General features: G+C 65.7%; 22 protein-coding genes, 1 tRNA gene and 1 riboswitch. Of the genes, 12 read left to right on the forward strand and 11 right to left on the reverse strand.

What is annotated here, in order from left to right; all coding sequences use genetic code 11:
- Window positions 1–74 precede the first annotated feature (74 nt).
- On the forward strand, window positions 75–1193 hold the full coding sequence (gene proB, locus PT85_RS10230; RefSeq protein ID WP_039606591.1) for a glutamate 5-kinase: 1119 nt from the start codon (window positions 75–77) through the stop codon (window positions 1191–1193).
- 10 nt (window positions 1194–1203) lie between these two features.
- Window positions 1204–1647 carry a CreA family protein gene (locus tag PT85_RS10235; protein WP_027589023.1) on the forward strand — a complete coding sequence of 148 codons (444 nt, stop codon included), beginning with the start codon at window positions 1204–1206 and terminating at the stop codon, window positions 1645–1647.
- Between the two features lie 183 nt (window positions 1648–1830).
- Here PT85_RS10235 and rpsT read toward each other — a convergent pair whose 3' ends face one another.
- A complete protein-coding gene (gene rpsT, locus PT85_RS10240; protein WP_027589024.1) occupies window positions 1831–2097 on the reverse strand; it encodes a 30S ribosomal protein S20 in 267 nt (88 codons plus the stop codon).
- Window positions 2098–2297: 200 nt separating this feature from the next.
- Here rpsT and murJ point away from each other — a divergent pair, with 200 nt between their 5' ends.
- From murJ to ispH, 6 genes are all read left to right on the forward strand, one after another.
- On the forward strand, window positions 2298–3839 hold the full coding sequence (gene murJ / locus PT85_RS10245) for a murein biosynthesis integral membrane protein MurJ (protein WP_039559284.1): 1542 nt from the start codon (window positions 2298–2300) through the stop codon (window positions 3837–3839).
- A gap of 75 nt (window positions 3840–3914) precedes the next feature.
- Window positions 3915–4853: a bifunctional riboflavin kinase/FAD synthetase gene (ribF, locus tag PT85_RS10250; protein WP_039559283.1), complete on the forward strand. Its 939-nt coding sequence runs from the start codon at window positions 3915–3917 to the stop codon at window positions 4851–4853.
- Between the two features lie 15 nt (window positions 4854–4868).
- Entirely contained in the window at window positions 4869–7700 is a 2832-nt protein-coding gene (ileS, locus tag PT85_RS10255; RefSeq protein WP_039606592.1) for an isoleucine--tRNA ligase, read from the forward strand.
- Window positions 7701–7727: 27 nt separating this feature from the next.
- The gene (gene lspA / locus PT85_RS10260; RefSeq protein WP_027589028.1) at window positions 7728–8225 is read left to right on the forward strand and encodes a signal peptidase II; all 498 of its coding nucleotides are present in this window, start codon (window positions 7728–7730) and stop codon (window positions 8223–8225) included.
- Complete coding sequence (locus tag PT85_RS10265) at window positions 8222–8659, forward strand: FKBP-type peptidyl-prolyl cis-trans isomerase (protein WP_027589029.1); 438 nt, start codon at window positions 8222–8224, stop codon at window positions 8657–8659. Before lspA ends, PT85_RS10265 begins: the two co-directional genes overlap by 4 nt.
- A 130-nt stretch (window positions 8660–8789) precedes the next feature.
- Window positions 8790–9734 (forward strand): 4-hydroxy-3-methylbut-2-enyl diphosphate reductase, encoded by a 945-nt coding sequence (ispH, locus tag PT85_RS10270; RefSeq protein WP_039606593.1) that lies wholly within the window; start codon window positions 8790–8792, stop codon window positions 9732–9734.
- A gap of 93 nt (window positions 9735–9827) precedes the next feature.
- Here ispH and PT85_RS10275 read toward each other — a convergent pair whose 3' ends face one another.
- The 8 genes from PT85_RS10275 to PT85_RS10310 form a co-directional block, all read right to left on the reverse strand.
- Complete coding sequence (locus PT85_RS10275; protein ID WP_039559277.1) at window positions 9828–10280, reverse strand: type IV pilin protein; 453 nt, start codon at window positions 10278–10280, stop codon at window positions 9828–9830.
- Window positions 10280–14353: a PilC/PilY family type IV pilus protein gene (locus PT85_RS10280; protein WP_039606594.1), complete on the reverse strand. Its 4074-nt coding sequence runs from the start codon at window positions 14351–14353 to the stop codon at window positions 10280–10282. Before PT85_RS10280 ends, PT85_RS10275 begins: the two co-directional genes overlap by 1 nt.
- 12 nt (window positions 14354–14365) lie before the next feature.
- A complete protein-coding gene (locus tag PT85_RS10285) occupies window positions 14366–14707 on the reverse strand; it encodes a hypothetical protein (RefSeq protein ID WP_139182016.1) in 342 nt (113 codons plus the stop codon).
- A 14-nt stretch (window positions 14708–14721) separates the two neighbouring features.
- Window positions 14722–15234 carry a pilus assembly PilX family protein gene (locus tag PT85_RS10290; protein WP_027589034.1) on the reverse strand — a complete coding sequence of 171 codons (513 nt, stop codon included), beginning with the start codon at window positions 15232–15234 and terminating at the stop codon, window positions 14722–14724.
- A 7-nt stretch (window positions 15235–15241) separates the two neighbouring features.
- On the reverse strand, window positions 15242–16012 hold the full coding sequence (locus tag PT85_RS10295) for a PilW family protein (RefSeq protein WP_039606595.1): 771 nt from the start codon (window positions 16010–16012) through the stop codon (window positions 15242–15244).
- Window positions 16009–16587 carry a type IV pilus modification protein PilV gene (gene pilV / locus PT85_RS10300; RefSeq protein WP_074467509.1) on the reverse strand — a complete coding sequence of 193 codons (579 nt, stop codon included), beginning with the start codon at window positions 16585–16587 and terminating at the stop codon, window positions 16009–16011. Before pilV ends, PT85_RS10295 begins: the two co-directional genes overlap by 4 nt.
- Before the next feature lie 16 nt (window positions 16588–16603).
- On the reverse strand, window positions 16604–17125 hold the full coding sequence (locus PT85_RS10305; protein ID WP_039606596.1) for a GspH/FimT family pseudopilin: 522 nt from the start codon (window positions 17123–17125) through the stop codon (window positions 16604–16606).
- Window positions 17126–17289: 164 nt separating this feature from the next.
- Entirely contained in the window at window positions 17290–17817 is a 528-nt protein-coding gene (locus PT85_RS10310; RefSeq protein ID WP_052237655.1) for a GspH/FimT family pseudopilin, read from the reverse strand.
- 118 nt (window positions 17818–17935) lie between these two features.
- Here PT85_RS10310 and thiO point away from each other — a divergent pair, with 118 nt between their 5' ends.
- Window positions 17936–19030 (forward strand): glycine oxidase ThiO, encoded by a 1095-nt coding sequence (gene thiO, locus PT85_RS10315; protein WP_039606597.1) that lies wholly within the window; start codon window positions 17936–17938, stop codon window positions 19028–19030.
- Window positions 19031–19169: 139 nt separating this feature from the next.
- Here thiO and serB read toward each other — a convergent pair whose 3' ends face one another.
- On the reverse strand, window positions 19170–20384 hold the full coding sequence (serB, locus tag PT85_RS10320; RefSeq protein ID WP_039559269.1) for a phosphoserine phosphatase SerB: 1215 nt from the start codon (window positions 20382–20384) through the stop codon (window positions 19170–19172).
- A gap of 205 nt (window positions 20385–20589) precedes the next feature.
- On the opposite strand from serB, the gene PT85_RS10325 reads away from it, so the two are divergent.
- Window positions 20590–22071 carry a histidine kinase gene (locus PT85_RS10325; protein ID WP_039606598.1) on the forward strand — a complete coding sequence of 494 codons (1482 nt, stop codon included), beginning with the start codon at window positions 20590–20592 and terminating at the stop codon, window positions 22069–22071.
- Window positions 22072–22195: 124 nt separating this feature from the next.
- Here PT85_RS10325 and PT85_RS10330 read toward each other — a convergent pair whose 3' ends face one another.
- Window positions 22196–23635: a TolC family outer membrane protein gene (locus PT85_RS10330; RefSeq protein ID WP_039559267.1), complete on the reverse strand. Its 1440-nt coding sequence runs from the start codon at window positions 23633–23635 to the stop codon at window positions 22196–22198.
- 113 nt (window positions 23636–23748) lie between these two features.
- Window positions 23749–23855, forward strand: a riboswitch (TPP riboswitch).
- Between the two features lie 102 nt (window positions 23856–23957).
- On the opposite strand from PT85_RS10330, the gene thiC reads away from it, so the two are divergent.
- Complete coding sequence (thiC, locus tag PT85_RS10335; protein WP_027589041.1) at window positions 23958–25838, forward strand: phosphomethylpyrimidine synthase ThiC; 1881 nt, start codon at window positions 23958–23960, stop codon at window positions 25836–25838.
- A gap of 164 nt (window positions 25839–26002) precedes the next feature.
- Window positions 26003–26077, forward strand: a tRNA-Thr gene (locus tag PT85_RS10340).
- Window positions 26078–26137 lie beyond the last annotated feature (60 nt).

Consider the following 26137-nt stretch of genomic DNA (forward strand, 5'->3'; position numbering starts at 1 on the left):
CAAACCCACGGCGCCGCTTCTCCAAGCGGCGCCGTGCTGATTGACTCACGGCTTTGCGAAGGCAGAACAAAGACATGCGCGACAAGGTGACCGGCGCCAGGCGCTGGGTAGTGAAGATTGGCAGCGCCCTGCTGACCGCCGACGGCAAGGGGCTGGACCGGGCGGCAATGGACACCTGGGTGAAGCAGATGGTCGCCCTGCGCCAGGCGGGCGCGGAACTAGTGCTGGTATCCTCCGGCGCGGTGGCGGCCGGCATGAACCGGCTTGGCTGGGCCGAACGCCCCAAGGCCATGCACGAGCTGCAGGCCGCCGCCGCGGTGGGCCAGATGAGCCTGATCCGCGCCTGGGAAAGCAGCTTCGCCGAGCACGGCCTGCAGACTGCGCAGATCCTGGTCACCCATGACGACCTGTCGGACCGCAAGCGCTACCTGAACGCCCGCACCACCCTACGCACCCTGGTGGACCTGGGCGTGATCCCGGTGATCAACGAGAACGACACGGTGGTCACCGATGAGATCCGCTTCGGCGACAACGACACCCTGGCCGCGCTGGTGGCCAACCTGGTGGAAGCCGATCTGCTGGTGATCCTCACCGACCGCGACGGCATGTTCGACGCCGACCCGCGCCACAACCCCGACGCCAAGCTCATCTACGAAGCCCGCGCCGACGACCCGCAACTGGACGCCGTGGCTGGCGGCAGCGCCGGCGCCCTGGGGCGTGGCGGCATGCAGACCAAGCTGCGTGCCGCGCGCGTGGCGGCACGTTCCGGCGCCTACACGGTGATCGTTGGCGGCCGCATCGAGAGCGTTCTCGATCGCCTCAAGACCGGCGAGCGCCTGGGCACGCTGCTCAGCCCCGAACAGAGCCGCCACGCCGCCCGCAAGCAGTGGCTGGCCGGCCACCTGCAGATGCGCGGCACGCTGACGCTGGACGCCGGCGCCGTGCGCGCCCTGCGCGACGGACACAAGAGCCTGCTGCCGGTCGGCGTCAAGGCCGCCTCCGGCAACTTCCGGCGCGGCGAGATGGTGGTCTGCGTCGACCCGCAGGGCGAGGAGGTCGCCCGCGGACTGGTGAACTACAGCGCGGCGGAGACCCAGAAGATCATCGGCCATCCGACCACCGACATCGAGGAGCTGCTTGGCTACATCGACGGCCCCGAGCTGATCCACCGCGACAACCTGATCCTGGTCTGAGGACACATCCATGCGCGCACTGGCCCTGGCCACCCTGCTCTTTTCGCCCCTCGCCCTGGCCGAAACCATCGGCGAGGTTTCCACGGTGTTCAAGTGGCTGGGGCCCAACGACAAGGTGGTGGTCGAGGCCTTCGATGACCCCAAGGTCGAGGGCGTGACCTGCTACCTGTCGCGCGCCAAGACCGGCGGGGTCAGCGGCGGCCTGGGCCTGGCCGAGGATCGCTCCGAGGCCTCGCTCGAATGCCTGCAGACCGGCGCGATCCGCTTCAAGGGCGAGCTGAAGGATGGCGAGGAGGTGTTCAAGGAGCGTACTTCGCTGGTCTTCAAGAGCATGCAGGTGGTGCGCTTTCACGACCAGAAGCGCAACACGCTGGTGTATCTGGTCTACAGCGACCGGATCATCGAAGGCAGCCCGCAGAACTCGCTGACGGCGGTGCCGATCCGGCCCTGGTAGCCCCACGGCCTATGCGGGGGCGGACTTGTCCGCGCGCTGTTCGCGCAGGCCGCCGCCAGAAGCTCGCGAATGAATTCGCTCCCACAGGATCCGCAGGCCACCATCACCTCATTGCGGTTTCCAACATAAATCCCAGGCAACAAAAAACCGGCCCTTGGGCCGGTTCTTTGTGGAACGCTTTGCTTAGGCAACCAGGGCCTTGATGCGGGCGTTCAGGCGGCTCTTGTGACGAGCGGCCTTGTTCTTGTGGATGATGCCCTTGTCGGCCATACGGTCGATCACCGGCACTGCAGCCACGTAAGCGGTCTTGGCCTTGTCCAGGTCCTTGGCGTCGATAGCCTTGACCACGTTCTTGATGTAGGTACGAACCATGGAACGCAGGCTGGCATTGTGGCTGCGACGCTTCTCAGCCTGGCGGGCGCGTTTCTTGGCGGAAGGGCTGTTGGCCACCGTCGAACTCCTCGAAAACTGGGGATGCAGGTAAATAAGGCCGCGAATGATGCCGACGCGCCTTTGGCTTGTCAAGCGCGCGAACACCGGCGCGCGATGCCCGGCGAGGCCACGCCCGCTCCCCGCCCCGCGCTGTTTGCCGCTACACTCGCCGCCTGGTTTCCAGGCCCACCGGGCCGACTCTCTCGCATCGGTCGTCCATGAACCTACTCAAATCCCTGGCCGCGGTCAGCTCCATCACCCTGCTTTCCCGCGTGCTCGGCTTCGTGCGCGACACCATCATCGCCCGGGTGTTCGGCGCCGGCGTGGCTTCCGACGCCTTCTTCGTCGCCTTCAAGCTGCCCAACCTGCTGCGCCGCATCTTCGCCGAAGGCGCTTTCTCCCAGGCGTTCGTGCCGATCCTGGCCGAGTACAAGACCCAGCAGGGCGAAGAGGCCACGCGCACCTTCATCGCCTACGTGGCCGGCCTGCTGACCCTGGTACTGGCGGCGGTCAGCCTGCTTGGCGTCCTCGCCGCCCCGTGGATCGTCTGGGCCACCGCGCCCGGCTTCGCCGACGAGGCCGACCGTTTCACGCTGACCAGCGACCTGTTGCGTGTCACCTTCCCTTATATCCTGCTGATCTCGCTGTCCTCACTGGCCGGCGCGATCCTCAACACCTGGAACCGCTTCGCCGTGCCGGCGTTCGTGCCGACGCTGCTCAATGTGTGCATGATCGGCTTTGCCCTGTTCCTCACCCCCTATTTCGACCCGCCGATCATGGTGCTCGGCTGGGCGGTGCTGGCCGGCGGCCTGGCGCAACTGCTCTATCAGCTGCCGCACCTGAAGAGGATCGGCATGCTGGTGCTGCCGCGCCTGAACCTGCGCGACAGCGGCGTGTGGCGGGTCATGAAGCTGATGGGCCCGGCGATCCTCGGCGTCTCGGCGGCGCAGCTGTCGCTGATCATCAACACCATCTTCGCCTCCTTCCTGGTGGCCGGCTCGGTGTCCTGGATGTACTACGCCGACCGCCTGATGGAGCTCCCCACCGGTGTGCTCGGCGTGGCGCTGGGGACCATCCTGCTGCCATCACTCTCCAAGTCGGTGGCCGGCGGCAACCGCGAAGACTACTCGCGCCTGCTCGACTGGGGCCTGCGCCTGTGCTTCCTGCTGGTGCTGCCCTGCGCGGTGGCCCTGGCGCTGCTGGCCGAGCCATTGACCGTGTCGCTGTTCCAGTACGGCCAGTTCACCGCCCACGACGCCGAGATGACCCAGCGCGCGCTGATCGCCTATTCGGTGGGCCTGCTTGGGCTGATCCTCATCAAGGTGCTGGCGCCAGGCTTCTACGCGCGCCAGAACGTGCGCACCCCGGTGCGCATCGCCCTGTTCACCCTGGCCATGACCCAGGTGATGAACGTGCTGTTCGTCTTCGTCATCCCGCTGGCCCACGCCGGCCTGGCTCTGGCCATCGGCCTGGCCGCCTGCCTTAACGCCGCCCTGCTGTTCTGGAAACTGCGCGCCCAGGACCTGTATCAGCCGCAACCCGGGTGGGCCTCCTTCCTCGCCCGACTGCTGATCGGGCTGTTGGCGATGGTCGCCGCGCTGCTGGCGGTCATGCACTACCTGCCGGCCTGGTCGGACGGCGGCATGCCTATGCGCTTCGCGCGCCTGGGCGTGCTGATTGGCGCCGGGGTGCTCGCCTATTTCGGCGTGCTGGCGCTGCTCGGCTTCCGGCCCCGCCAGTTCGCCCGGCGCGCGCTGTAGCGGCGCGCCGCTGCGCCCTACCCGCATACCGGCGCTGTGCGTATAATCGGCCACTTTTCAATCAAGACATCCGCTATGCAGCTGGTTCGAGGCCTCCACAACCTGCGGCCCCAGCATCGGGGCTGCGTCGCAACCATCGGCAACTTCGATGGCGTGCACCGCGGCCATCAGGCCATTCTCAAGCGTCTGCGCGAACGCGCGGCCGAGCTGTGCCTGCCCAGTTGCGTGGTGATCTTCGAGCCGCAGCCGCGCGAGTTCTTCACCCCGGACAAGGCGCCCGCGCGCCTGGCGCGCCTGCGCGACAAGCTGGAGCTGCTGGCCGCCGAGGGCGTGGACCGCGTGCTGTGCCTGGCCTTCAACCGCCGCCTGCGCGAGCTGTCTGCCCAGGACTTCGTCCAGCAGGTGCTGGTCGACGGCCTGCACGTGGCACATCTGGAGATCGGCGACGACTTTCGCTTCGGCTGCGACCGCGCCGGGGATTTCGCCTTCCTGCAGCAGGCCGGCGAACGCCACGGTTTCTCGGTGGAAGCGGCCAGCACCATCGAGCTGGACGGTGAGCGAATCAGCAGCACGCGGGTGCGCCAGGCCCTGGCCGCCGCTGACTTTGCCCTCGCCGAACGCCTGCTGGGCCGCCCCTATGCGATTGCCGGCCGGGTGATGCACGGCCAGAAGCTCGGCCGCCAGCTGGGCACGCCCACCGCCAACGTACAGCTCAAGCGCACCCGCGTGCCGCTGCAGGGGGTGTACCTGGTCAGCGTGCTGCTCGACGGCCAGCGTCGCCCGGGCGTGGCCAACATCGGCATGCGTCCCACCGTCAAGGGCGACGGCCGCGCCCATCTGGAAGTGCATCTGCTGGATTACGCCGGCGACCTGTATGGCAAGCGCCTCAGCGTGGCGTTCCACCACAAGCTGCGCGACGAACAACGCTTCGCCTCGCTGGAAGAATTGAAAACCGCTATCGACGCCGATATCGCTGCCGCCCGAGCCTACTGGCTGGGCCAACCGCTTCAATAACGAGCCTGAACGACGATGACCGACTACAAAGCGACCCTCAATCTGCCGGAAACGGCATTTCCGATGAAGGCCGGCCTGCCGCAACGCGAGCCGGAGATGCTGCAGCGCTGGGACAGCATTGACCTGTACGGCAAGCTGCGCGCGATCGGTGAGGGACGTCCGAAGTTCATCCTCCACGACGGCCCGCCCTACGCCAACGGCAGCATTCACATCGGCCACGCGGTGAACAAGGTCATCAAGGACATGATCGTGCGTTCGCGCACCCTGTCCGGCTTCGACGCCCCCTATGTGCCGGGCTGGGACTGCCATGGCCTGCCCATCGAGCACAAGGTGGAAACCACCTTCGGCAAGAACCAGCCGGCCGACCAGACCCGCGAGCGCTGCCGCGACTACGCCAGCCAGCAGATCGAAGGCCAGAAGGCCGACTTCATCCGCCTGGGCGTGCTCGGCGACTGGAGCAACCCGTACAAGACCATGGAGTTCGCCAACGAGGCCGGCGAGATCCGCGCGCTGGCGAAGATGGTCGAAGGCGGTTTCGTGTTCAAGGGTCTCAAGCCGGTGAACTGGTGCTTCGACTGCGGCTCGGCACTGGCCGAGGCGGAAGTCGAATATCAGGACAAGAAGTCCGACGCCATCGACGTGGCCTTCGCGGTGGAAGACGCCGAAAAGCTCGCCGCCGCCTTCGGCCTGGCCAGCCTGGCCAAGCCGGCCAGCATCGTGATCTGGACCACCACCCCGTGGACCATCCCGGCCAACCAGGCGCTGAACGTTCACCCCGACTTCGTCTACGCGCTGGTCGATACCGGCGACAGGCTGCTGGTGCTGGCCGAGGAACTGGTCGAGTCCTGCCTGCAGCGCTACGAGCTGGACGGGCAGATCATCGCCCGCACCGAAGGCGCCAAGCTGGAACTGATCCGCTTCCGTCACCCGTTCTACGAGCGTTTCGCGCCGGTGTACCTGGCCGACTATGTGGAAACCGGCTCCGGGACCGGCATCGTGCACTCCGCACCGGCCTACGGCGAGGACGACTTCCGCTCCTGCAAGCACTACGGCATGTCCAACGACGACATCCTCAGCCCGGTGCAGAGCAACGGCGTGTACGTGGCCGACCTGCCGTTCTTCGGCGGCCAGTTCATCTGGAAGGCCAACCCGGCCATCGTCGACAAGCTGCGTGAAGTCGGCGCGCTGCTCAAGCACACCGCGATCCAGCACAGCTACATGCACTGCTGGCGCCACAAGACGCCGCTGATCTACCGCGCCACCGCGCAGTGGTTCGTCGGTATGGACAAGGTGGTGGCCGACGGCAGCAGCCTGCGCGCCCGCGCACTGGACGCCATCGAGCAGACCCAGTTCGTGCCAGCCTGGGGCCAGGCGCGCCTGCACGGCATGATCGCCGGCCGCCCGGACTGGTGCATCTCGCGCCAGCGCAACTGGGGTGTGCCGATCCCGTTCTTCCTGCACAAGGAAAGCGGCGAGCTGCACCCGCGCACCGTCGAGCTGATGGAGCAGGTGGCCCAGCGCGTCGAGCAGCAGGGCATCGAAGCCTGGTTCAAGCTGGAGCCGGCCGAGCTGCTGGGCGCCGAGGCCGACCAGTACGAGAAGATCAACGACACCCTGGACGTGTGGTTCGACTCCGGCACCACCCACTGGCACGTGATGCGCGGCTCGCACCCCATGGGCCACGAACAGGGCCCGCGCGCCGACCTGTATCTGGAAGGCTCCGACCAGCACCGCGGCTGGTTCCACTCATCCTTGCTCACCGGCTGCGCCATCGACGGCCACGCGCCCTATCGCGGCCTGCTGACCCACGGCTTCGTGGTCGACGAGAACGGCCGCAAGATGTCCAAGTCGCTGGGCAACGTGATCGCCCCGCAGGAAGTCAACGACAGCCTGGGCGCCGACATCCTGCGCCTGTGGGTGTCGTCCACCGACTACTCCGGCGAGATGGCCGTCTCCAAGACCATCCTGACCCGCAGCGCCGATGCCTACCGGCGTATCCGCAACACCACGCGCTTCCTGCTTTCCAACCTGAACGGCTTCGACCCGGCCCGCGACCTGTTGCAGCCCGAGCAGATGCTGGACCTGGACCGCTGGGCAGTGGACGCCGCGGCACGCCTGCAAGCCGAGATCATCGAGGCCTACGACGAGTACCGCTTCTGGAACGTCTACCACAAGGTGCACAACTTCTGCGTGCAGGAGCTGGGCGGCTTCTACCTGGACATCATCAAGGACCGCCAGTACACCACCCAGGCCAACAGCATCGCGCGGCGCTCCTGCCAGACCGCGCTGTTCCACATCGCCGAGGCGCTGGTGCGCTGGATCGCGCCGATCCTGGCCTTCACCGCCGACGAGATCTGGCAGTTCCTGCCGGGCGAGCGCAACGAGTCGGTGATGCTCAACACCTGGTACGACCAACTGGCCACCCTGCCGGAAGGCTCCACGCTGGATCGCGCCTACTGGGAGCAGATCCAGGCCGTGAAGGGCGCGGTGAACAAGGAGCTGGAAAACCTGCGCGCCGCCAAGGCCATCGGCGGCAGCCTGCAGGCCGAGGTCACCCTGTTCGCTGAACCGGCGATGGTCGAGCAGTTGGCCAAGCTGGGCAACGAGCTGCGCTTCGCGCTGATCACCTCCACCGCCTCCCTGGCGCCGCTGGCCGATGCGCCGGCTGACGCCGTGGGCACCGAGGTGGCGGGCCTGAAGCTGAAGATCGTCAAGTCCGAGCACGCCAAGTGCACCCGCTGCTGGCACCACCGTGAGGACGTGGGTCAACACGCCGAGCATCCGGAGCTGTGCGGCCGCTGCGTGGACAACATCGAAGGTCAGGGCGAGGAGCGCCACTATGCGTAACGAATCGCCGGTCAGCGAGGGCATGCGATGAGCGCGCGCTTCGGCAAGCTGCCCTGGTTGTGGCTCACCGCCCTGGTATTCGTGCTCGACCAGGCCAGCAAGTTCTACTTCGAGGGCGCCCTGAACCTGTACCAGCAGATCGTGATCATTCCCGACCTGTTCAGCTGGACGCTGGCCTACAACACCGGCGCGGCCTTCAGCTTCCTGGCCGGCCAGTCCGGCTGGCAGCGCTGGCTGTTCGCGCTGATCGCCATTGTGGTCAGCGTGGTGCTGGTGGTCTGGCTCAAGCGTCTGAAGCCCAACGAAACCTGGCTGGCCATCGCCCTGGCACTGGTGCTCGGCGGCGCGCTGGGCAACCTGGTGGACCGCGTGCTGTTCGGCCACGTCATCGACTTCATCCTCGTGCACTGGCAGAACCGCTGGTATTTCCCGGCTTTCAACCTGGCGGACAGCGCCATTACCGTTGGCGCCATCATGCTGGTCATCGACATGTTCACATCCAAGCAGTCCGGAGAATCCCAATGACTGACATCCGCATCGGCCCGGACAAGGAAGTTACCCTGCACTTCGCCCTGAAGCTGGAGAGCGGCGACGTGGTCGACAGCACCTTCGACAAGCAGCCCGCCACCTTCACATTCGGTGACGGCAACCTGCTGCCCGGCTTCGAGCTGGCCCTGCAGGGTCTGAAGGCCGGCGACAAGCGCAGCCTGCGCATCGAGCCGGAACACGGCTTCGGCCAGCCCAATCCGCAGAACGTGCAGGTCATGCCCCGCGGCCAGTTCGAGGGCATGGAGCTCTCCGAGGGGCTGATGGTCATCTTCCAGGACGCCGCCAAGGGCGAGCTGCCCGGCGTGGTCAGCCACTTCGACAACCAGCAGGTCACCGTTGATTTCAACCACCCGCTGGCCGGCAAGGTGCTGACCTTCGAGGTGGAGATCCTGGACGTCAAGGCCGCCTGACAGCCGCCGAGGCCGTAGGGTAGACAACGGCGCAGCCTTGTCTACCGTTGACACCCCAGCGCCTACCCGGTGGAAAATCGCTTCGCGAGTTTCCACCCTACGCCTAGCACCACCACGACGAGACACCGCCATGCACATCAAACTCGCCAACCCCCGTGGCTTCTGCGCCGGTGTCGACCGCGCCATCGAGATCGTCAACCGCGCCCTGGAAGTCTTCGGCCCGCCGATCTACGTGCGTCACGAAGTGGTGCACAACAAGTTCGTGGTCGAGGACTTGCGCGCCCGTGGCGCCATCTTCGTCGAGGAACTCGACCAGGTGCCGGACAACTACATCGTCATCTTCAGCGCCCACGGCGTCTCCAAGGCCGTGCGTGACGAAGCCGATCGCCGCGGCCTGAAGGTGTTCGACGCCACCTGCCCGCTGGTCACCAAGGTGCATATGGAAGTGGTGCGCTACAGCCGCGAAGGCCGCGAATGCGTGCTGATCGGCCACGCCGGCCACCCGGAAGTCGAAGGCACCATGGGCCAGTACGACAACAGCAACGGCGGCAGCATCTACCTGGTGGAAAACGAGGAAGACGTGGCCCGCCTGCAGGTGCGCCAGCCGGAATCGCTGGCCTTCGTCACCCAGACCACCCTCTCCATGGACGACACCAGCAAGGTCATCGACGCCCTGCGCCAGCGCTTTCCCAACGTCGGCGGACCGCGCAAGGACGACATCTGCTACGCCACCCAGAACCGCCAGGACGCGGTCAAGCAACTGGCCGTGGAGTGCGACCTGGTGCTGGTGGTCGGCAGCCCGAACAGCTCCAACTCCAACCGCCTGCGCGAGCTGGCCGAACGCATCGGCACGCCGGCCTACCTGATCGACGGCGCCGAGGACCTCAAGCGCGAGTGGTTCGAGGGAGTCGAGAAGATCGGCATCACCGCCGGCGCCTCAGCCCCGGAAGTGCTGGTGCGTGGCGTGATTGAGCAACTGCGCGCCTGGGGCGCGACGGGTGCCGAGGAACTGGAAGGTCGGCCGGAGAACATCACCTTCTCCATGCCGAAGGAACTGCGGGTGAAGGCGCTGTAATTGCGCGGGTAACAAACGACAAGGCCGGCGATTGCCGGCCTTGTCGTTTCTGCCATTACCAGACCGTAGGGCGGTTGGCGCCTTTCCGGCCGCCTACCAGCAGGCGTCGAGATTACCGTTGCCGCTGCGCCCACGCTCGCCCCGGCTGTTCAGGGTCAGGTTGCCGCACGCGGCATCATTGGCCTGCGCCCCGCGCGGGGTAGCCGTGAGGATCACGCAACTGGCGATGCCCTGGCCGGCGCCGTTGCCGCAGGCCGCCGCCGTGATGCTGTAGCGCCCCTCGTCGGAAATCACCGGATCGGCGGCATAGCCGAGACCAGTGGGTGGCGCGGCGGAAGGATCGCCATCCAGGGCTGCGATATAGCGCTGGTTCTGCGAGTAGAAGCGCTCCTGAGCCTGCAGGATCTCCATCAGCTTGGCCTTGCCGTCGGCCCGCCCGGCCCGCAGGGTATGCTCCTGATAGCTCGGGTAGGCGATGGCCGCGAGGATGCCGATGATCGCCACGACGATCATCACTTCGAGCAGAGTGAAGCCTTTCTGGTCCATCAGTTTTCTCTCCAGTAGGTCGGGGTCACCGGGGTACTTTCGCAGTAGCGCTTGCCGGGGCCAGGGCCGCAGGCTGGTGTATTGATTTCCGTACCGGCGCCCGATGCCGGGCCCTTGGAGCCACTTTCCGTGCCAGTGCCTGGGGGCGTGCCATCATCACCGCCACCGTCGCTGCCTGAATCACCGGACGGGCTGTCATCCAGAATCACCGAAGGACTCGGCGGAATCCCGCTGCGATTCAGGTCGAAGCCGCGCACCACCACACCATCCTTGAGGAACACGCCGCTGGCATCGCTGAGGTTGACGGCGTAGTAGCGGCCCCGTCCGACATCCGGCCCGCAGGTGCTGACCGCCTGGCCGCGCGGGCTGAAGGTACTGAACAACACCACGCCCTTGTAGGAGGTCGAGGCCGATAGCACCTTCTCGCCATGGGGCAGGCGCATGAACCAGCCCTGGCTCTGGCCGAGCAGGGTCTGGTTGGGCGTGTAGTTGTCGCCCGGCTGCAGCTGGGCGTAGAGCCCATTGATCTCGGTGCGCAGGCCCGGCAGACGCTCGCTGGCGGTGGCGATCGCCTGGTCCAGCAGGAACTGGTAGGCCTCGAGGATGGTCAGGTCGTCGCCGTACTGCGCGCGGGCCGCCGCCAGTTGTTCCTCAGTCAGCGTGGGGGAGTCGACGTAGGGCAGTGCCTGCAGCGCTTCGATGGCAGCCAGCAAGGCAGCGGCCTGGGCCAGATGCGTCTGGCGCTCATCCTCGAGATCGTCGAGCAGTTCGACATCATTACTCTGGCTGTCGGCCAAATTCTCTAGGTCCTGCAGCTTGCCCTGTTCGTCGCGCGCCAGGAGGTCGCTTTCGAGCTGGCCGGCACCGCTGTCCCAGGAACCGACGTCCGCGATGGCGGCCTGCAACGCATCCAGTGCTAACTGACGGTCTGTCGTGGCAGCACGGGCGGCGTCGATCAGATCAGGCAGCGTGGTATTCAGCCGATCGCGCCCGGCGGCCGCAGTTGCGTAGTTCTGACGCAGATCGCCGAGTTCTTGCTCCAGCCCATCCACATCTGCGTTGTCGGGGTCGTTGCGGGCTGCCACCAGCTCCGCCTCCTTGGCCGTCACGGTGGCCTGGTAGGCTTCCAGAGAGGCCTGCCGCTGCAACAGATTGCCGTAGACCGTGGTCAGCTGACTGCGATAGGCAATCAAATCGGTGTTGTTCGGATCCGCCTCCACCCAGCCATCGAGCAATGCCTGCACATCGGCGATCTGCTCCTGGAAGTCCCGCTGTTGCTCGGATTCCGGCGCATGCTGCACGACGAAGGGATTCCGCTCGAGGATCTGCTCGATCTGCTGCTGGCGATACAGCGCCTCGGCCTGTTCCTGTTGCCACTGCTGATACTTGCCGGTCAGGCCGCTGGAGGCCCGATAGTCCGTCAGGGCCAACTGGGCCGACACCACCGTCGCATTCAGCGCGCTGATTTCCGCTTCCTTGGCGGCCAGCTGCGTGCGGATAGCCGCCGCCGCGTCGCCACTGACACTCACACTGGAAACATCCGTCAGATCAGCCTCGGTCAGCGTCGTATAACTCGTCGGTGGCGAGTAGACGTTGTAGTCACGCAACACATAGAAGCGGTCTTCGGTGTCCTCGTTGAGTGGATGGGCGCGATAGCCCGAGCCGATGGCGATGGTGAAGTGCGGCTGGCTACCACGCACGCGGTGCAGCGCGATGTCCGGCGGGCTGTAGAAACGGCGATTGTCCGCCGCGGTAGTGCCGCCCAGGCTGGCGACACGCCCACCCGTCGCGGTGCTGTTGGCACCGCTGTGGTTGAAATCGATGCGGAAGATCTGCCCGCGGGTATCCGCGACATAGAGGATATCGACCAGACCATTGCCATCGACATCCACCAGCGCCGGCTCGGCCGGAATGCTGTTGGTCATGCTGGCGATCTGCAGGTCGGCCGCCTGATCGCTGCCGGCCCGCCACAACAGTTTTCCGCTATCGGCGTCGACAATGAACAGCGCATTGCCACGTGTATCGTTGCTGGGGGTGTTCGGCTCGTCATTGTCCTGGTTGGTGTCGTAACCACCGGACAGGATCAGCACCTTGGTGGGCGTGCCGTTGACCTTGAGCTGGCCCAGCATCGGCGCCGCCCAGGTTTGCCCGAGCGCATCGAAACCCGGCGTCACGCCACCCTTGATCGCCCACTTGAGCTTGGGCGCATCAAGATTGGCGACATCCAGGGCGTAGTAATTGCGCCCGCCCCGGCGCATGCCGGCATACAGGAACGCCTTGGACAGGCTGCGGGTCTGGTTGTCGGCATCCAGGGGGCCGTACTCGACCCACAGCTTGATCTGCCCGTCCATGCCATAGGTCTTGGCTCCACCCTTCGCATCCTTGTAGTAGGCACCCAGGTTGGGCAGCAACTCCTTGGGAATGAAGGCGAACTTCTCTACCCCGGTGCTGGCATCGACGGCATGAATGAAGCCTTCGTTGCTGCTGAAGAACAGGTACAGCTGCTCCAGGGACGAGCCCAGCACGGGATCGTACGTGGGGTCATTGGTCGGTTTTTCGGCATTGGTGACCCGTGCCAGGTTCTCATCGGTGCGGTAGGCCACCAGTTTCGGCTCGTTATGCAGGATATCGGCCACCTGCTGGCGGCGGGTATTGGTCTGCGGATCGAGTCCCTGGCCCCACTTGATGAAGTTGCTGCGCTCGGTGTTGTTGGCCGCGCCAAGCATGGCGTTGGTCAGCTGCTGGGTATCCGCAAGGCTTGCCAAGGTGGCTGCGCCGGTTACACCCGCATTGGCTGTCGGGGTACGGTCGTTCCCGGTCCAGGTGTAAACCGTTCGCGAAGCCGGCAGGTTCTCGGCCACGCCACCCTTGGCCACATCCTTCCCGTCCGTGGTCGATGACCAGAAGCTGCGCGCGGTATCGCGGAAGAAGCCGGTCTGGGGGTCCACGGCCGGATTGCCGTCGCGATCGACGATCAGGCTGTCGCCGTTGCCATCCCGGGTCAGCTTGTAGCGCTTGACGTTGCCCACCCAGCGGTCGCCTTCGGCGGGCCGGAACAGCGCGTAATAGAGGTCGTTGCGGTAGCCGAGATTGTTGTAGGCGCTCACCGCCACGCTGGGCGCGGCGAAGCTGGTGTTCTCGGCGAGGATCTCGACGATGATCGACTTCATCGCCTCGGTCAGCCCGGAGACGTTGCTGGTGGTGAAGTACTTGCCGCCGCCAGCCTCGGCGGTGTTCTTCAGCAGCGGCAGGTCGATGGCGAAACCGATGGTGTAGGTGTTGACCGTCTGCGTGCCGCTCACGCCAGGAGCCATGTCCTGATTGGCCATGTACTCGGCCAGGTGAGGCAGGCAGGCTCCCTGACCATTGCCGCAGGTCGAGGCGGGATATCGGACATTCTTGCCGGCCACCAGCTTGCGCACCGCCTCGTTGGAACTGGTGTCCTGGGTTGGCTCGCCATCACTGAGATAAATGATGTTGGTCTTCTGGCAACTATGGGTAAGCGGGGATATATAGGCGCCGTCCCGGATGGAGCTCGCAACACTGACATTAACGAGTTCCCGCTTCGTACAGTTTCCCCTGCGGTCCCAATCAACACACTGCAAGACTTCCTTGCCCCAGTAGGGACTACCACCACTCAGATAAAGAAAGGCTTCGTGGAATGTTTCCAGCAGCGGAGTATTCCCCGATGCAGGGATATCATCCACAACGTCCTTCATGTCGGCGGCATTATTTTTCGTCAGCCGCTTAACTTCCTGCAGGACCTTACCGCCATCATTGCCGTTGAAGCGCATGATGCCCACATTGACATCCTCGGCGACTTTCAACTCATCGATAAGCTGCTTGGTCACCTGGCGCACGACCTGAATGCGACTTTGCTTGGGCTTGGTGCCGGAGACTTCCGTGCCCATGGAACCGGAGGAGTCGATGATGAACAGAATGTTCGGCCGAACCCGTTGATCGGCCGGCAGATCGCGGGTGACGTAGATTTCTATGTCGTCTGCCAGCACCGCCTGAGAGGCCAGCAACGTATAGAGAAAGGCCCCTGCGGCCAGCGCTAATTTCCTTGCCATGATTGACCCTTCTTACTCGAATATCTCGACTTTTAGAATCCGCTTCGGATCAGCACTGGAGATCGTCACATGACCGTCCCATTCGACTCTTTGCCCGAGCAGCGAAATGTCCAGCTCCTGGTTGCCGCGTATCAGCCGGGTTTCTCGATCAATGAATTTCTGCTGAATCTCACAGGTCGAACAGGTGTAAACCAGCACAGTTGCCAAACGCTCTGGCTCGTGCCGCCAGTGGAAAATCAACCGCTGGGATTCGATGGTTTCCATAAGCACTTCATGCATCGCTTGTTCCCGCGCCGCTGCATTTCCTAGCGCCAACGCAAGAATGCAGGCGATACATACGCCGATCCGGGTCATGACCCACTCCTCGCTCACTGGTTACTCATGAATACGATGCCCTGCACCTGCGACGACTCGGCCCCGCCATCCATCCGGGCGGTGGTGGCCACTTCGTAATAGGTGCAGGAGAACTTGTCCCCGCTGCTGCCGTCCTCACAGATCCGCTGGTTCAGGAAACGCACGCTGTGCTGGGGGAAGGCAGCTCCCGCAGGATCGATTTCAGCATCAAGCGCCACGGGCAAACGGCTGGTGTCCGGCAGGGCCAGGTTGGCCAACTGAGAGGACGTCAGGCCATGGACTCCGGCATTCAGCGCCTCCAGTAGCGGGGCACGCCCCGCCGCGCTGGTATTGAACAAGCGCTGCTGCGCGCGCATCTCGCTCTGCGCCAACTGGTGGGCCATGCTGCGGAACTGGGTGTTGCTGGCCATGCGCTCCTCAAGCGTGGCAAAGCGCACGGCGGTCAGGCCGGCAACGGTCAGTACCAGGAGAAAGATCAGGGCCACGATCAGGCTGGCCCCGCGTTGACGAAGGGGTACTCGAAGCATGGGGACCTCAGTAAATGTTCTTCAGCTGAATCGTGGTGGTGAAGATCTGCCGGGCCAGCCGGTCATTGAAGCTCACCGGCTCGGCGTCGAGCAGGATGTAGGGCCGCACGGGTGGTGCAGGCGACACGGGGGAGAGGGAATTGGCCAGCACGGCCACCCGCACGGCACGCACCTGCTCCCAGTTGGTGACGCGATCGGCCGAGACATACTGGTTGGCGCTATCGAGGTTCCCCTGGGTGCTGATGCCAAACAGCACCTGCAGGCGATCGATGCCGCTGACCAGCTCGACGTTCGACGTGAGCACCTGGTAGGGCGTGTGTTGGTAGGAAGAACAGCGCAGGCTGCCGTTCTGCACATGGAAGACGTTGACCAGGACGCGATCGTCATCCACGGTCGTTCCGCCGCAGTCCTGGCGCGTCCCGGTCACCGGGTCCCTGGGTGGCTGGAAGGCGATGGCCAACTGGTCCGAGGCGTTGCCGTTGCCAGTTTCCGTACACAGCCCCGTGCAACCCGAGCCCTGCACGGCGAGTGGCGACCCCAAGCTCAGCGCGGTTGGTTCCACATAGCCACCCATCCGAACACTGCGTGCGATGAACTCCAGCGCAAAGCGGCCATTCTCCTGCAGCACCGACATGGCCTCGTTGGTGGCGTAGGTCTGCTTGCTGGCCAGGAACACCTGGATGATGCCGGTCAGCAGCAGCAGGCTGAGCACCAGGGCGACCAGCAGTTCGACCACGGTCAGGCCGAGCTGCCGAGCCGGAGCGATCATGTGCTTCATCGACGAATCTCCTCGAGCCGGGAGGACAAGACCTTTTCCCCCCGCTGCTGTTTGCCACGCTCCTGCGGCTCGTTGCCCTTGCTCAGCCAGGTGGCTGTCAGCGACAGCACGCCGTTGACGTTGCCGATCGCCACCACCGGCGCAGCGGCACTCGCCGTGAGGAAGTCGCGACTGGAGAAGCGCGCATCGTCCGCATTGAAGTTGGCCAGAGCGGCATAGCTGCAGCGCGCCTCCCAGCTGTCGAACGCGGCCATCTGCGCGGCGGTGCAGCTGGCGGCATTGACCTTGGCGCCGGTGGCCGGATTGACGTGATCCGCACAGCGCACCGCCGGCAGGGCCGCGCAGTTCACGGCCGCCGCGTAGTCGGCAGCGCTCCCCTGGGGATTGGCGCGCATCCGCTCGGCCAGGTCCTGCAGCACGGCGGCGGCCTGCGAGCGCTGCGCACTGTCGGATGTACCCTGCAGCGCATTGAGCTGCAGGGCCGCCAGGCCAAGCAGCCCCACCGTGAACACCAGCAGGGTGACCAGCACCTCGATCATCGAGAAGCCGGCCTGCCTGTTTCCTTTGTTCGACATTCCTGATCCCTCGTCCTTATTGCGGGCAGTTGGCATCCCGCGTCGTGGCCGACACCTCGGTGCGGCCTTGCGGCGTGAGCAACACGCAGCGGGCGTTCTGGCCGGTGGCGGGCAATTGCGGGGAAGACACCTTGAAACGCGGACGACCGCTGCTGACCCCTCGCGTGCCATCGCGCAGGAACAGGATCCGGTAAGGGCTGGCCAGGGCAGCGCTGCTGATGGTCACGTTGCTGCGGCCGGAGAATCGGCGCAGCACCGCGGCGTCATCGCAGTTCGCTACGGTTGCCGGGGCGACGCACCAGCCATTCGCCCAGCCGTTCGGACTGACCGTCTCCGGGATCACCGCGATGCTGGTCGAGCTCTTGATCGCTTCGGAGCGCGCCAGCGCCATGGCCAGGGCCAGGTCGCCCGCCTGGCTGGCGACCCGCTGGCGAACGATGAAGTCGCCCATCGCCGGCGCGGCCAATGCGGCCAGGACCGCCAGCAAGCTGATGGCCACCATGAGTTCGATGAGGGTGAAGCCTTGGTTGAATCGCATGACCCGCCTCGCCTGAAGAATCGAGCGCAGTGTCTGCAAGCCCCCCAGGCGTGACAATCGGGGTACCGATGGCTGGTGTGAAATCGTGGGCAAACGGTCGAGCAAATGGGTGAATTTGCAGACAACGTCGCAAAACCCACAAAACAGGGCTACCGCCCAGACAACTAACCCAGCGGGCAGCCCTGCTCGTGTCGCTCCGCACGCACCCGACCCTGGCGGCTGATGACCAGCTTGCCGTAGCGGTTCAGACTCGCCTGGTGACACAGGGTGAATGTGCCGTTACTGAGGTAGGTGGTGCCCTGCCCGCTGAAATGCAGCGAATGCAGGGGCTTTGTCCCCACCCAGTCCGCCTGCACGTGGCTCGGAATGGCCAGGGTTTGCAGCAGCGTCTCACCGGCGTCCAGTGCCCGATTGCCGTTACTGTCGACGAAACTGGTCAGCACGCCGGCCTTCAGGCTGACGCAGCCCCCCTGAGCATTCAGGGCGCACAGGGTGACCCGACGCTGGTTGATCAGCGCATGCTGGCGAGCCTGCACGATCAGACGCATCAGTTCAGCCTGATAGGCGTCGAGCTGATGCTTGCGGTACAGCTGTGTCATCGAGGGCGCAGCCAAACTGACGGCGATCACCAGGATCGCCAGCGCGATCATCAGTTCCACCAGCGTGAACGCACGCTGCCGTTCATAGTCCATGAGCGAATCCTTGCTAATCCCAATATCATGTCGGCCTTCCTGACCGACCCGTCCTTGTTAGACCATGGCCACGGCCCGTCAAGCAGATCACTTCGCTGAATCGCCCAAGGAGAGAAATGTGCAACACGTTCTGGTAATCGGCGCCGGCATCATCGGCCTGCTGACGGCCTACAAGCTGGTCGGCGCGGGTCTGCGCGTCACCCTGGTGGAAGGCGGCGAGCCGGGTCGCGAGGCATCCTGGGCGGGGGGTGGCATCGTCTCGCCGCTGTATCCGTGGCGGTATCCGGCGGCGGTGCAGGCGCTGGCCCTGCAGGCGCAGGACGCCTACCCGGCGCTGACGGCGCAGTTGCTGCAGGACAGCGGAGTCGATCCCGAGCTGCACGTGACCGGCCTGTACTGGATGGATGTTGAGGACGAGGAGCAGGCTCTGGCCTGGGCCGCCCGTTTCGAGCGAACCCTGGAACGGGTGCCGGTCGACGATGTGCGGCGGACCATCCCCGCCCTCGCCGACCGTTTCCAGCGTGCGCTGTACATGCCGGGGGTGGCCAACATCCGCAATCCGCGCCTGCTGAAGGCCTTGCGCGTGGCGCTGGAGCGCCTGGCCCACGTGGAGATCCACAGCCAGCAGCCGGTGCAGGGCTTCGTGCAGGAAGGCGGGCGAGTGGTCGGCGTGCGCACGGCAGCACGCGAATACCGCGCCGACCAGGTAGTGCTGGCCGCCGGTGCCTGGAGCGGCGAGTTGCTGGCCACCCTGGGCGTGCAGCTACCGGTCCAGCCGGTGCGCGGGCAGATGATCCTGTTCAAGTGCGCCACGGATTTCCTGCCGAGCATGGTGCTGGCGGGTCGCCGCTACGCCATCCCGCGCCGCGACGGTCACATCCTGGTCGGCAGCACCCTGGAATACTGCGGCTTCGACAAATCCACCACCGAGAATGCCCTGGACAGCCTGCGCGCCACGGCCGCCGAGTTGCTACCGGATCTGGCGAACGCACCGGTGGTCGGCCACTGGGCTGGCCTGCGGCCGGGCTCGCCGGACGGCATCCCGTTCATCGGCGAACTGGCCAGCCATCCGGGGCTGTGGCTGAACTGCGGGCACTTCCGCAACGGCCTGGTGCTGGCGCCGGCCTCCTGCCGCCTGCTGGCGGATCTGATGCTGGGGCGCGCGCCTTCGATCGATCCGACGCCCTATGCGCCGGATCAGCGGTTGGGCTGAGTGGGGTCACCGGGGGCGGTGCACACATGGCGGCGAAAAGGCGCCGATCGCCCTACGCGCGGCCACCGACCCGTAGGGTGGACAACGCTTTTCTTGTCCACCGCCCACCCCGCAGGGCCGCCCCACATCCGTATAAGGCCTATTCCTGACCGTCGCGGTCGCGGAAGCCCAGCAGGTACAGGATGCCGTCCAGCCCCAGGGTGGAGATCGCCTGCTTGGCCGACTGCTTGACCAGCGGCTTGGCGCGGAAGGCCACGCCGAGGCCGGCCAGGCCGAGCATCGGCAGGTCGTTGGCGCCGTCGCCCACGGCGATGGTCTGCTCCAGGCTCAGGCCTTCCTTTTCCGCCAGGTGGCGCAGCAGGTCGGCCTTGCGCTGGGCGTCGACGATCGGCTCGATGGCCACGCCGGTCAGCTTGCCGTTGACGATCTCCAGTTCGTTGGCGAACACGTAGTCGATGCCGAGCTTGGCCTGCAGCTGCTTGGCGAAGTAGCTGAAGCCGCCGGACAGGATCGCGGTCTTGTAGCCCAGGCGCTTGAGCTCGGCGAACAGCACCTCGGCGCCCTCGGTCAGGCGCAGGCCGGCGCCGATCTCGGCCAGCACGTCCTCGGACAGCCCCTTGAGCAGACCGAGGCGCTCCTTGAAGCTGGCGCGGAAATCCAGCTCGCCGCGCATGGCGCGCTCGGTAATCTCCGCCACCTGCTCGCCTACGCCGGCGGCCTTGGCCAGCTCGTCGATCACCTCGGCCTCGATCAGCGTGGAATCCATGTCGAACACCGCCAGACGGCGGTTGCGGCGGAACACCGAGTCGCGCTGGAAGGCGATGTCCACGTTCAGCTCCTGGGCCACGCTGAGAAACTCGGCACGCAGGGCATCCGGATCGGCCGGCTCGCCGCGCACCGAGAACTCGATGCAGCCCTTGCCGCGCTCGACCGGCATGTCCAGCGGCATGCGTCCGGACAGGCGGTCGATATGGTCGATGTTCAGGTCGTACTTGGCGGTGATGGCACTGACCCGGTGCAGCTGCTCGGCAGTCACCTGGCGAGTCAGCAGGGTGACAATATGGCGCGGCTTGCCCTGGCCGTTCACCCAGTGCTGGTAGTCGGCCTCGGAGACCGGCGTGAAGCGCACTTGCTGGTCCAGCTTGTAGGCGGTGAACAGCACATCCTTGAGCGCTGCGGAGGCGCGCTCGTTGTCGGGCATCTCCACCAGGATGCCGAACGACAGGGTGTCGTGGATCACGGCCTGGCCGATGTCGAGGATGTTCACGCCGCCCTGGGCCAGCACTCCGGTGATGGCGGCGGTCAGCCCGGGGCGGTCTTCCCCGGTGATGTTGATCAGGACGATTTCGCGCAAGGCGCAGCTCCCATGACGAAGGGCAACGGAAAGGCGCGCATTCTACCCCAAGCGCCGGCAAGGTATGCCGACGCACAGCGGGCGAGACGCCAGACCCCGCGAAAATGGTGGCATTTAGCCTTGACACAATTCACGTCAGGGTGCTTTGGCAGCCTCCGGGCATTCCGTATACTCCCGCGACCTATATCGCCGAGATGCGCGGCCCGTGAGACCCGACAACCTGTTCCTGCGACTGTTCGACGCCCTGAGTGGGCGTACCCTGTCCGTTCCCCTGCGCATCACTGGCCTGTGCCTGGGCATGGTGGCCCTGGTGCTGCTGCTGTACGCCTGGGTGATCGGCACGCAGCTGCGCCAGACCAGCCAGCAACAGGCCAATGTGGTCGGCCAGACGCTGGTCACCCAGACCGCAGCAACGGCCACCAGCCTACTGGTGGCTAACGACATCCTCAGCCTCAACGTGCTGTTGGGCAATCTGGTGAAGAACCCGCTGGTAGCCCACGCCGCCGTGTACAGCACGGACAACCGCATCCTCGCCGAAGCCGGCAGCCGGCCGGCTGACGCCACTGACGGCCTGTTCGCCACGCCTATCAGCTTCCAGGAGGTGCTCGCCGGCCAGTTGCGCATCAGCCTGGACATGCAGCATTTCCGTCAACCCCTGAGCCTTGGCCTGCAGAGCATGGCGTTGCTCAGCCTGATCCTGCTCGCGGCCGCGCTCTGGCTGTCGCTGCTGGCGGGCCGCAGCCTGGCCAACCCACTGATCGCGCTCGGCCACTGGGTGCGCGATCCCCAGGGGCTGGCACCTGGGTCGCAGCGACAGGACGAGATCGGCGAGCTGGCGCGTTCACTGCAGGCGCGCCTGGCCCCGCTCCCCGAGCCCGCGCCCGCGCCAGAACCCGAGCAGGAGCTTGACCTGGACCCGGAGGCGGACCCGGAGCTGGCCCTGGATGACGAGCCTGAGCTCGAAGCGGCCTGGCAACCCGAACCGGGCAACCCGCGCCCACAGCGCGCCATGGCCCATAGCCTGGACGAGGACGATCCGTTTCTGGATCTGGACGAGGTGGCGCTCGACGAGGATCTCGCCGCCCCTGCCCTGGCTGCCCGCTCCGATGCCAGTGCCTGCGCCGTGCTGGCCGTGCAGATCGGCCAGCAGGATCAGCTGCGCCGTCTGCCCCGCCAGCGCCTGGTCGACCTGCTGGACCGCTATCGGCACTGCCTGGAGCAGGCCAGCAGTCTCTACCAGGGCGAGCTGCACATCCTGCGCGACGGCAGCAGCCTGGTGTTGTTCCATCAGCGCCATGACGACGACTACCTGGGTCATGCGCTGTGCTGCGGGGAACTGCTGCGCGCGCTTGGCCATTCGCTGCAGCTGCAGATGGCCGACACCGGCCAGGTGCCCCAGCTGCAGCTCAGCCTGTGCGGTGGCGCCCTGCCCGAGCGCATCGGCCAGGGCGATCTGCTACTCAGCGAACCGGCCCAGCAGGCCCTGGCACTGGCCCAGCACAGCCGCACCCTGCTGCTCACCGACGCCCAGCTGGGGGTCGCCGCGCCGATTCGCGAGCGCGCACGCCTGCGCCCGACCAGCAACCCGCCGGGCGCCTATTGCGTGGAAAGCCTGCTGCCGCCCTATCCGGCGCTGATCGAGCGCCAGCTCGGCCGCTTCAGCGAACTGCGCGAAGGACAGGCGTAGGGCGCTTGCCGTTTTTGCCACGAGGCCGGATGGCTTTCGTAGCAGCGGCTTCGGCCGCGACGGCAGCCCCACCCACGGCCGAAGCCCCTCCCACAGGGAATTCCCCGGTTTTCTCGCTCGCCGGCTACAGCTGCGCCGGCCCCTGCCGCTTGGGCGCCAGGTCGGGCGGCAGGAAATCGCGGTCCGGGGTGTAGTCCGGCTGCAGGTAGGCGGATAGCGCCTGCAGGTCGGCGGGACTGAGGGTGCCGGCCACCTGCTTCAGGCGCAGGTTGTCGAGGATGTAGTCGTAGCGGGCGTTGTTGTAGTCGCGCACGGTCGCGTACAGCAGACGCTGGGCATCCAGCACGTCGACGATGTTGCGGGTGCCCACCTGGTAGCCGATTTCGGTAGCCTCCAGCGCGCTCTGGCTGGAGATGATCGCCTGGCGCCGGGCCTGCACCTGTTCGACATCGGTGTTTACCGCGCGGAACAGGTTGCGGGTGTTCTGCACCACCTGGCGGCGCAAACCTTCGCGCTGCTGCTCGGCCTGGGCCAGCAACTGCTGGGCCTCACGGCCCTGGGCGGTGGTCAGGCCGCCACTGAACAGCGGGATGTTCAGCTGCAGGCCAATGCTGCTTCGCGAGGCATCGCCAGCGTAGCGGGGCAGACTTAGCCCGGGGACGTCCGTGGCGTTGCTGAATCCCAGGCCGTCGTTGTCCCCCGTCTGGTACTGAGCCACGGCATCCAGGGTCGGCGCATGACCGGCGCGGCGCTGGCGCACATTTTCCTCGGCGGCGATGACCGCGTAGTGGCTGGCCTGCAGGTTGAGGTTCTGGCGGGCGGCGGTTTCCACCCACTGGCTGGCCTCGTTGGGCACCGGTGCAAGCACCGGCAGGCTGTGGCGAATACCGTCGAGGCGGCTGTAGGGACGCGCCGTCAGCGCCTCGAGGTTCTCGAAGGCGTCCCGCACCTGGCGCTCGACCAGCAGGCGACCGGCGCGCGCCGAGTCGTACCCGGCCTGCGCCTGCAGCACGTCGGTGCGGTCGGATAGGCCGACCTCGAAACGCTCGTTGGCCTGGTCCAGCTGACGCTTGAGCGCGGCCTCCTCGGCCTTCACTGCGGCGAGACTGTCCTGGGCGCGCAACACCGCGAAGTACGCCTCGGCGCTGCGGAAGATCAGATCCTGCTGGCTGGCGGAGAATTCCAGGCCAGCCTGCTCGCCGCTCGCCTGGGCGGCCTGCAGCTGGAACCAGCGATCGGCGCGGAACAACGGCTGGCTCAGGGTCGCCTGATAGACCAGTGCACTGGCGCCCACTGACTGACGCCCCCGCAAGACGGTGTCCACCTCGGAGTCGGTATCGGTATAGGACGCCCCTGCCGACAACTGCGGCAACAGCCCGGCACGGGCCTGGGGAATCCGCTCCAGCACGGCTTGATAGCGGGCGCGTGCCGCCGCCAGATCGGCATTGTTCTCCACGGCTTGCTGATAGACGCTCAGCAGGTCGCTCTTGAGGGGCTCCTGGGCCACGGCCAATCCTGGCAGGGCGGCCGAGATGGCGAACGCGAGAGTGAGTCTACGCAGCATGTTCGTTCCTGAATGCCTGAAGATCGGCAAGGCTATGTGGGTCGGTCGACGGGGGTCAATGGCCATGACGCGACAGCATTGGAGTTTGTGCCAGGGCTTGCGTAGACTCCCCGCTGTTCTTGTCGGGGTGCCCAGAATCGTGGGCTGAGATCGGACAGTTCCGGATCCCGTTGAACCTGATCAGGTTAGCGCCTGCGTAGGGAACAAGATGTGTCTGCCTCCCGGCGGACCTCTGGACACCCCATCGGTGTTCACCCCACGGTCTCCGGGCCGCCTCGCCGCTGCATCAGGTTCGCTCCGACATTCAGCCGAGGAGCCGCCGATGAACAGCACCCCCCAGCACCTGAGTGAAAGCGCCCGGGTCGACCAGCAGTCCGTTCAGCCCTTTCCGCGTTCGCGCAAGATCTATGTCCAGGGCTCGCGCCCCGATATCCGCGTGCCGATGCGCGAGATCAGCCTGGATGTCACGCCCACCGCCTTCGGCGGCGAGAGCAACGCACCAGTGACCGTCTACGACACCTCCGGCCCCTATACCGACCCGGCCGCCAGCATCGACGTGCGCAAGGGCCTGCCGGACGTGCGCAGCGCCTGGATCGAGGACCGCGGCGACACCGAAAAGCTGCCGGGCCTGTCCTCCGAGTTCGGCCAGCGTCGCCTGTCCGATCCGGAACTGGCCGCCATGCGCTTCGCCCATGTGCGCAATCCGCGCCGCGCCAAGGCCGGGCACAACGTCAGCCAGATGCACTACGCCAGGAAGGGCATCATCACGCCGGAAATGGAATTCGTCGCCATCCGCGAGAACATGAAGCTGGCCGAGGCCCGCGAGGCCGGCCTGCTCAAGGAACAGCACGCCGGACAGAGCTTCGGCGCCGCCATTCCCAAGGAAATCACCCCCGAGTTCGTGCGCCAGGAAGTGGCGCGCGGCCGCGCCATCATCCCGGCCAACATCAACCACGTGGAACTCGAGCCGATGATCATCGGCCGCAACTTCCTGGTGAAGATCAACGGCAACATCGGCAACTCGGCGCTGGGCTCTTCGATTGAAGAAGAAGTCGCCAAGCTGACCTGGGGCATCCGCTGGGGCTCGGACACCGTCATGGACCTGTCCACCGGCAAGCACATCCACGAAACCCGCGAGTGGATCATCCGCAACTCGCCGGTACCGATCGGCACCGTGCCCATCTACCAGGCGCTGGAGAAGGTCGGCGGCATCGCCGAGGAGCTGACCTGGGAGCTGTTCCGCGACACCCTGATCGAGCAGGCCGAGCAGGGCGTGGACTACTTCACCATCCACGCCGGCGTGTTGCTGCGCTACGTGCCGCTGACCGCCAAGCGCGTCACCGGCATCGTCAGCCGGGGCGGCTCGATCATGGCCAAGTGGTGCCTGGCGCACCACCAGGAGAATTTCCTCTACACCCACTTCGAGGAAATCTGCGAAATCATGAAGGCCTATGATGTCAGCTTCTCGCTGGGCGACGGCCTACGTCCGGGCTCGATCGCCGACGCCAACGACGCCGCGCAGTTCGGCGAGCTGGAAACCCTCGGCGAGCTGACCAAGATCGCCTGGAAGCACGATGTGCAGACCATGATCGAAGGCCCGGGCCATGTGCCGATGCAACTGATCAAGGAGAACATGGACAAGCAGCTGGAATGCTGCGACGAGGCGCCGTTCTACACCCTCGGCCCGCTGACCACCGACATCGCCCCCGGCTACGACCACATCACCAGCGGCATCGGCGCCGCGATGATCGGCTGGTTCGGCTGCGCCATGCTCTGCTACGTCACCCCCAAGGAGCACCTCGGCCTGCCGAACAAGGATGACGTGAAGACCGGCATCATCACCTACAAGATCGCCGCCCACGCCGCCGACCTGGCCAAGGGTCACCCGGGCGCGCAGATCCGCGACAACGCCCTGTCCAAGGCGCGCTTCGAGTTTCGCTGGGAGGACCAGTTCAACCTGGGCCTGGACCCGGACACCGCGCGCGCCTTCCACGACGAGACGCTGCCGAAGGAGTCGGCCAAGGTGGCGCACTTCTGCTCCATGTGCGGGCCGAAGTTCTGCTCCATGAAGATCACCCAGGAAGTGCGCGACTACGCCGCAGAGCACGGCCTGACCGACGAGCAGAAGGCCATCGAGGCCGGCTTCGCCGAACAGGCCGGGCGTTTCCGCGACGAAGGCTCGGTGATCTACAAGCAGGTATAAGCGCCTGGCAGGACCTGCAGGAGCGACTTCAGTCGCGATGCTTCTGGCGTCGACCCGCACGAAAGCATCGCGGCTGAAGCCGCTCCCACGGCAAAGCATTTTCCCAACCCTTTAATTTTTCTCTGGATTTCCCAAAAACACCTGACTAGAATGCGCGCCCATTCGCCCATGTAGCTCAGGGGTAGAGCACTCCCTTGGTAAGGGAGAGGTCGGCGGTTCAAATCCGCCCATGGGCTCCAGATGCCCCAAGAAGCCCGCCTCGTGCGGGCTTTCTTGTTTCTGGACGCTGTAGAGCAACG

The organism is Pseudomonas flexibilis (assembly GCF_000806415.1).
In the GTDB taxonomy this organism is placed as follows: Bacteria; Pseudomonadota; Gammaproteobacteria; order Pseudomonadales; family Pseudomonadaceae; genus Serpens; species Serpens flexibilis.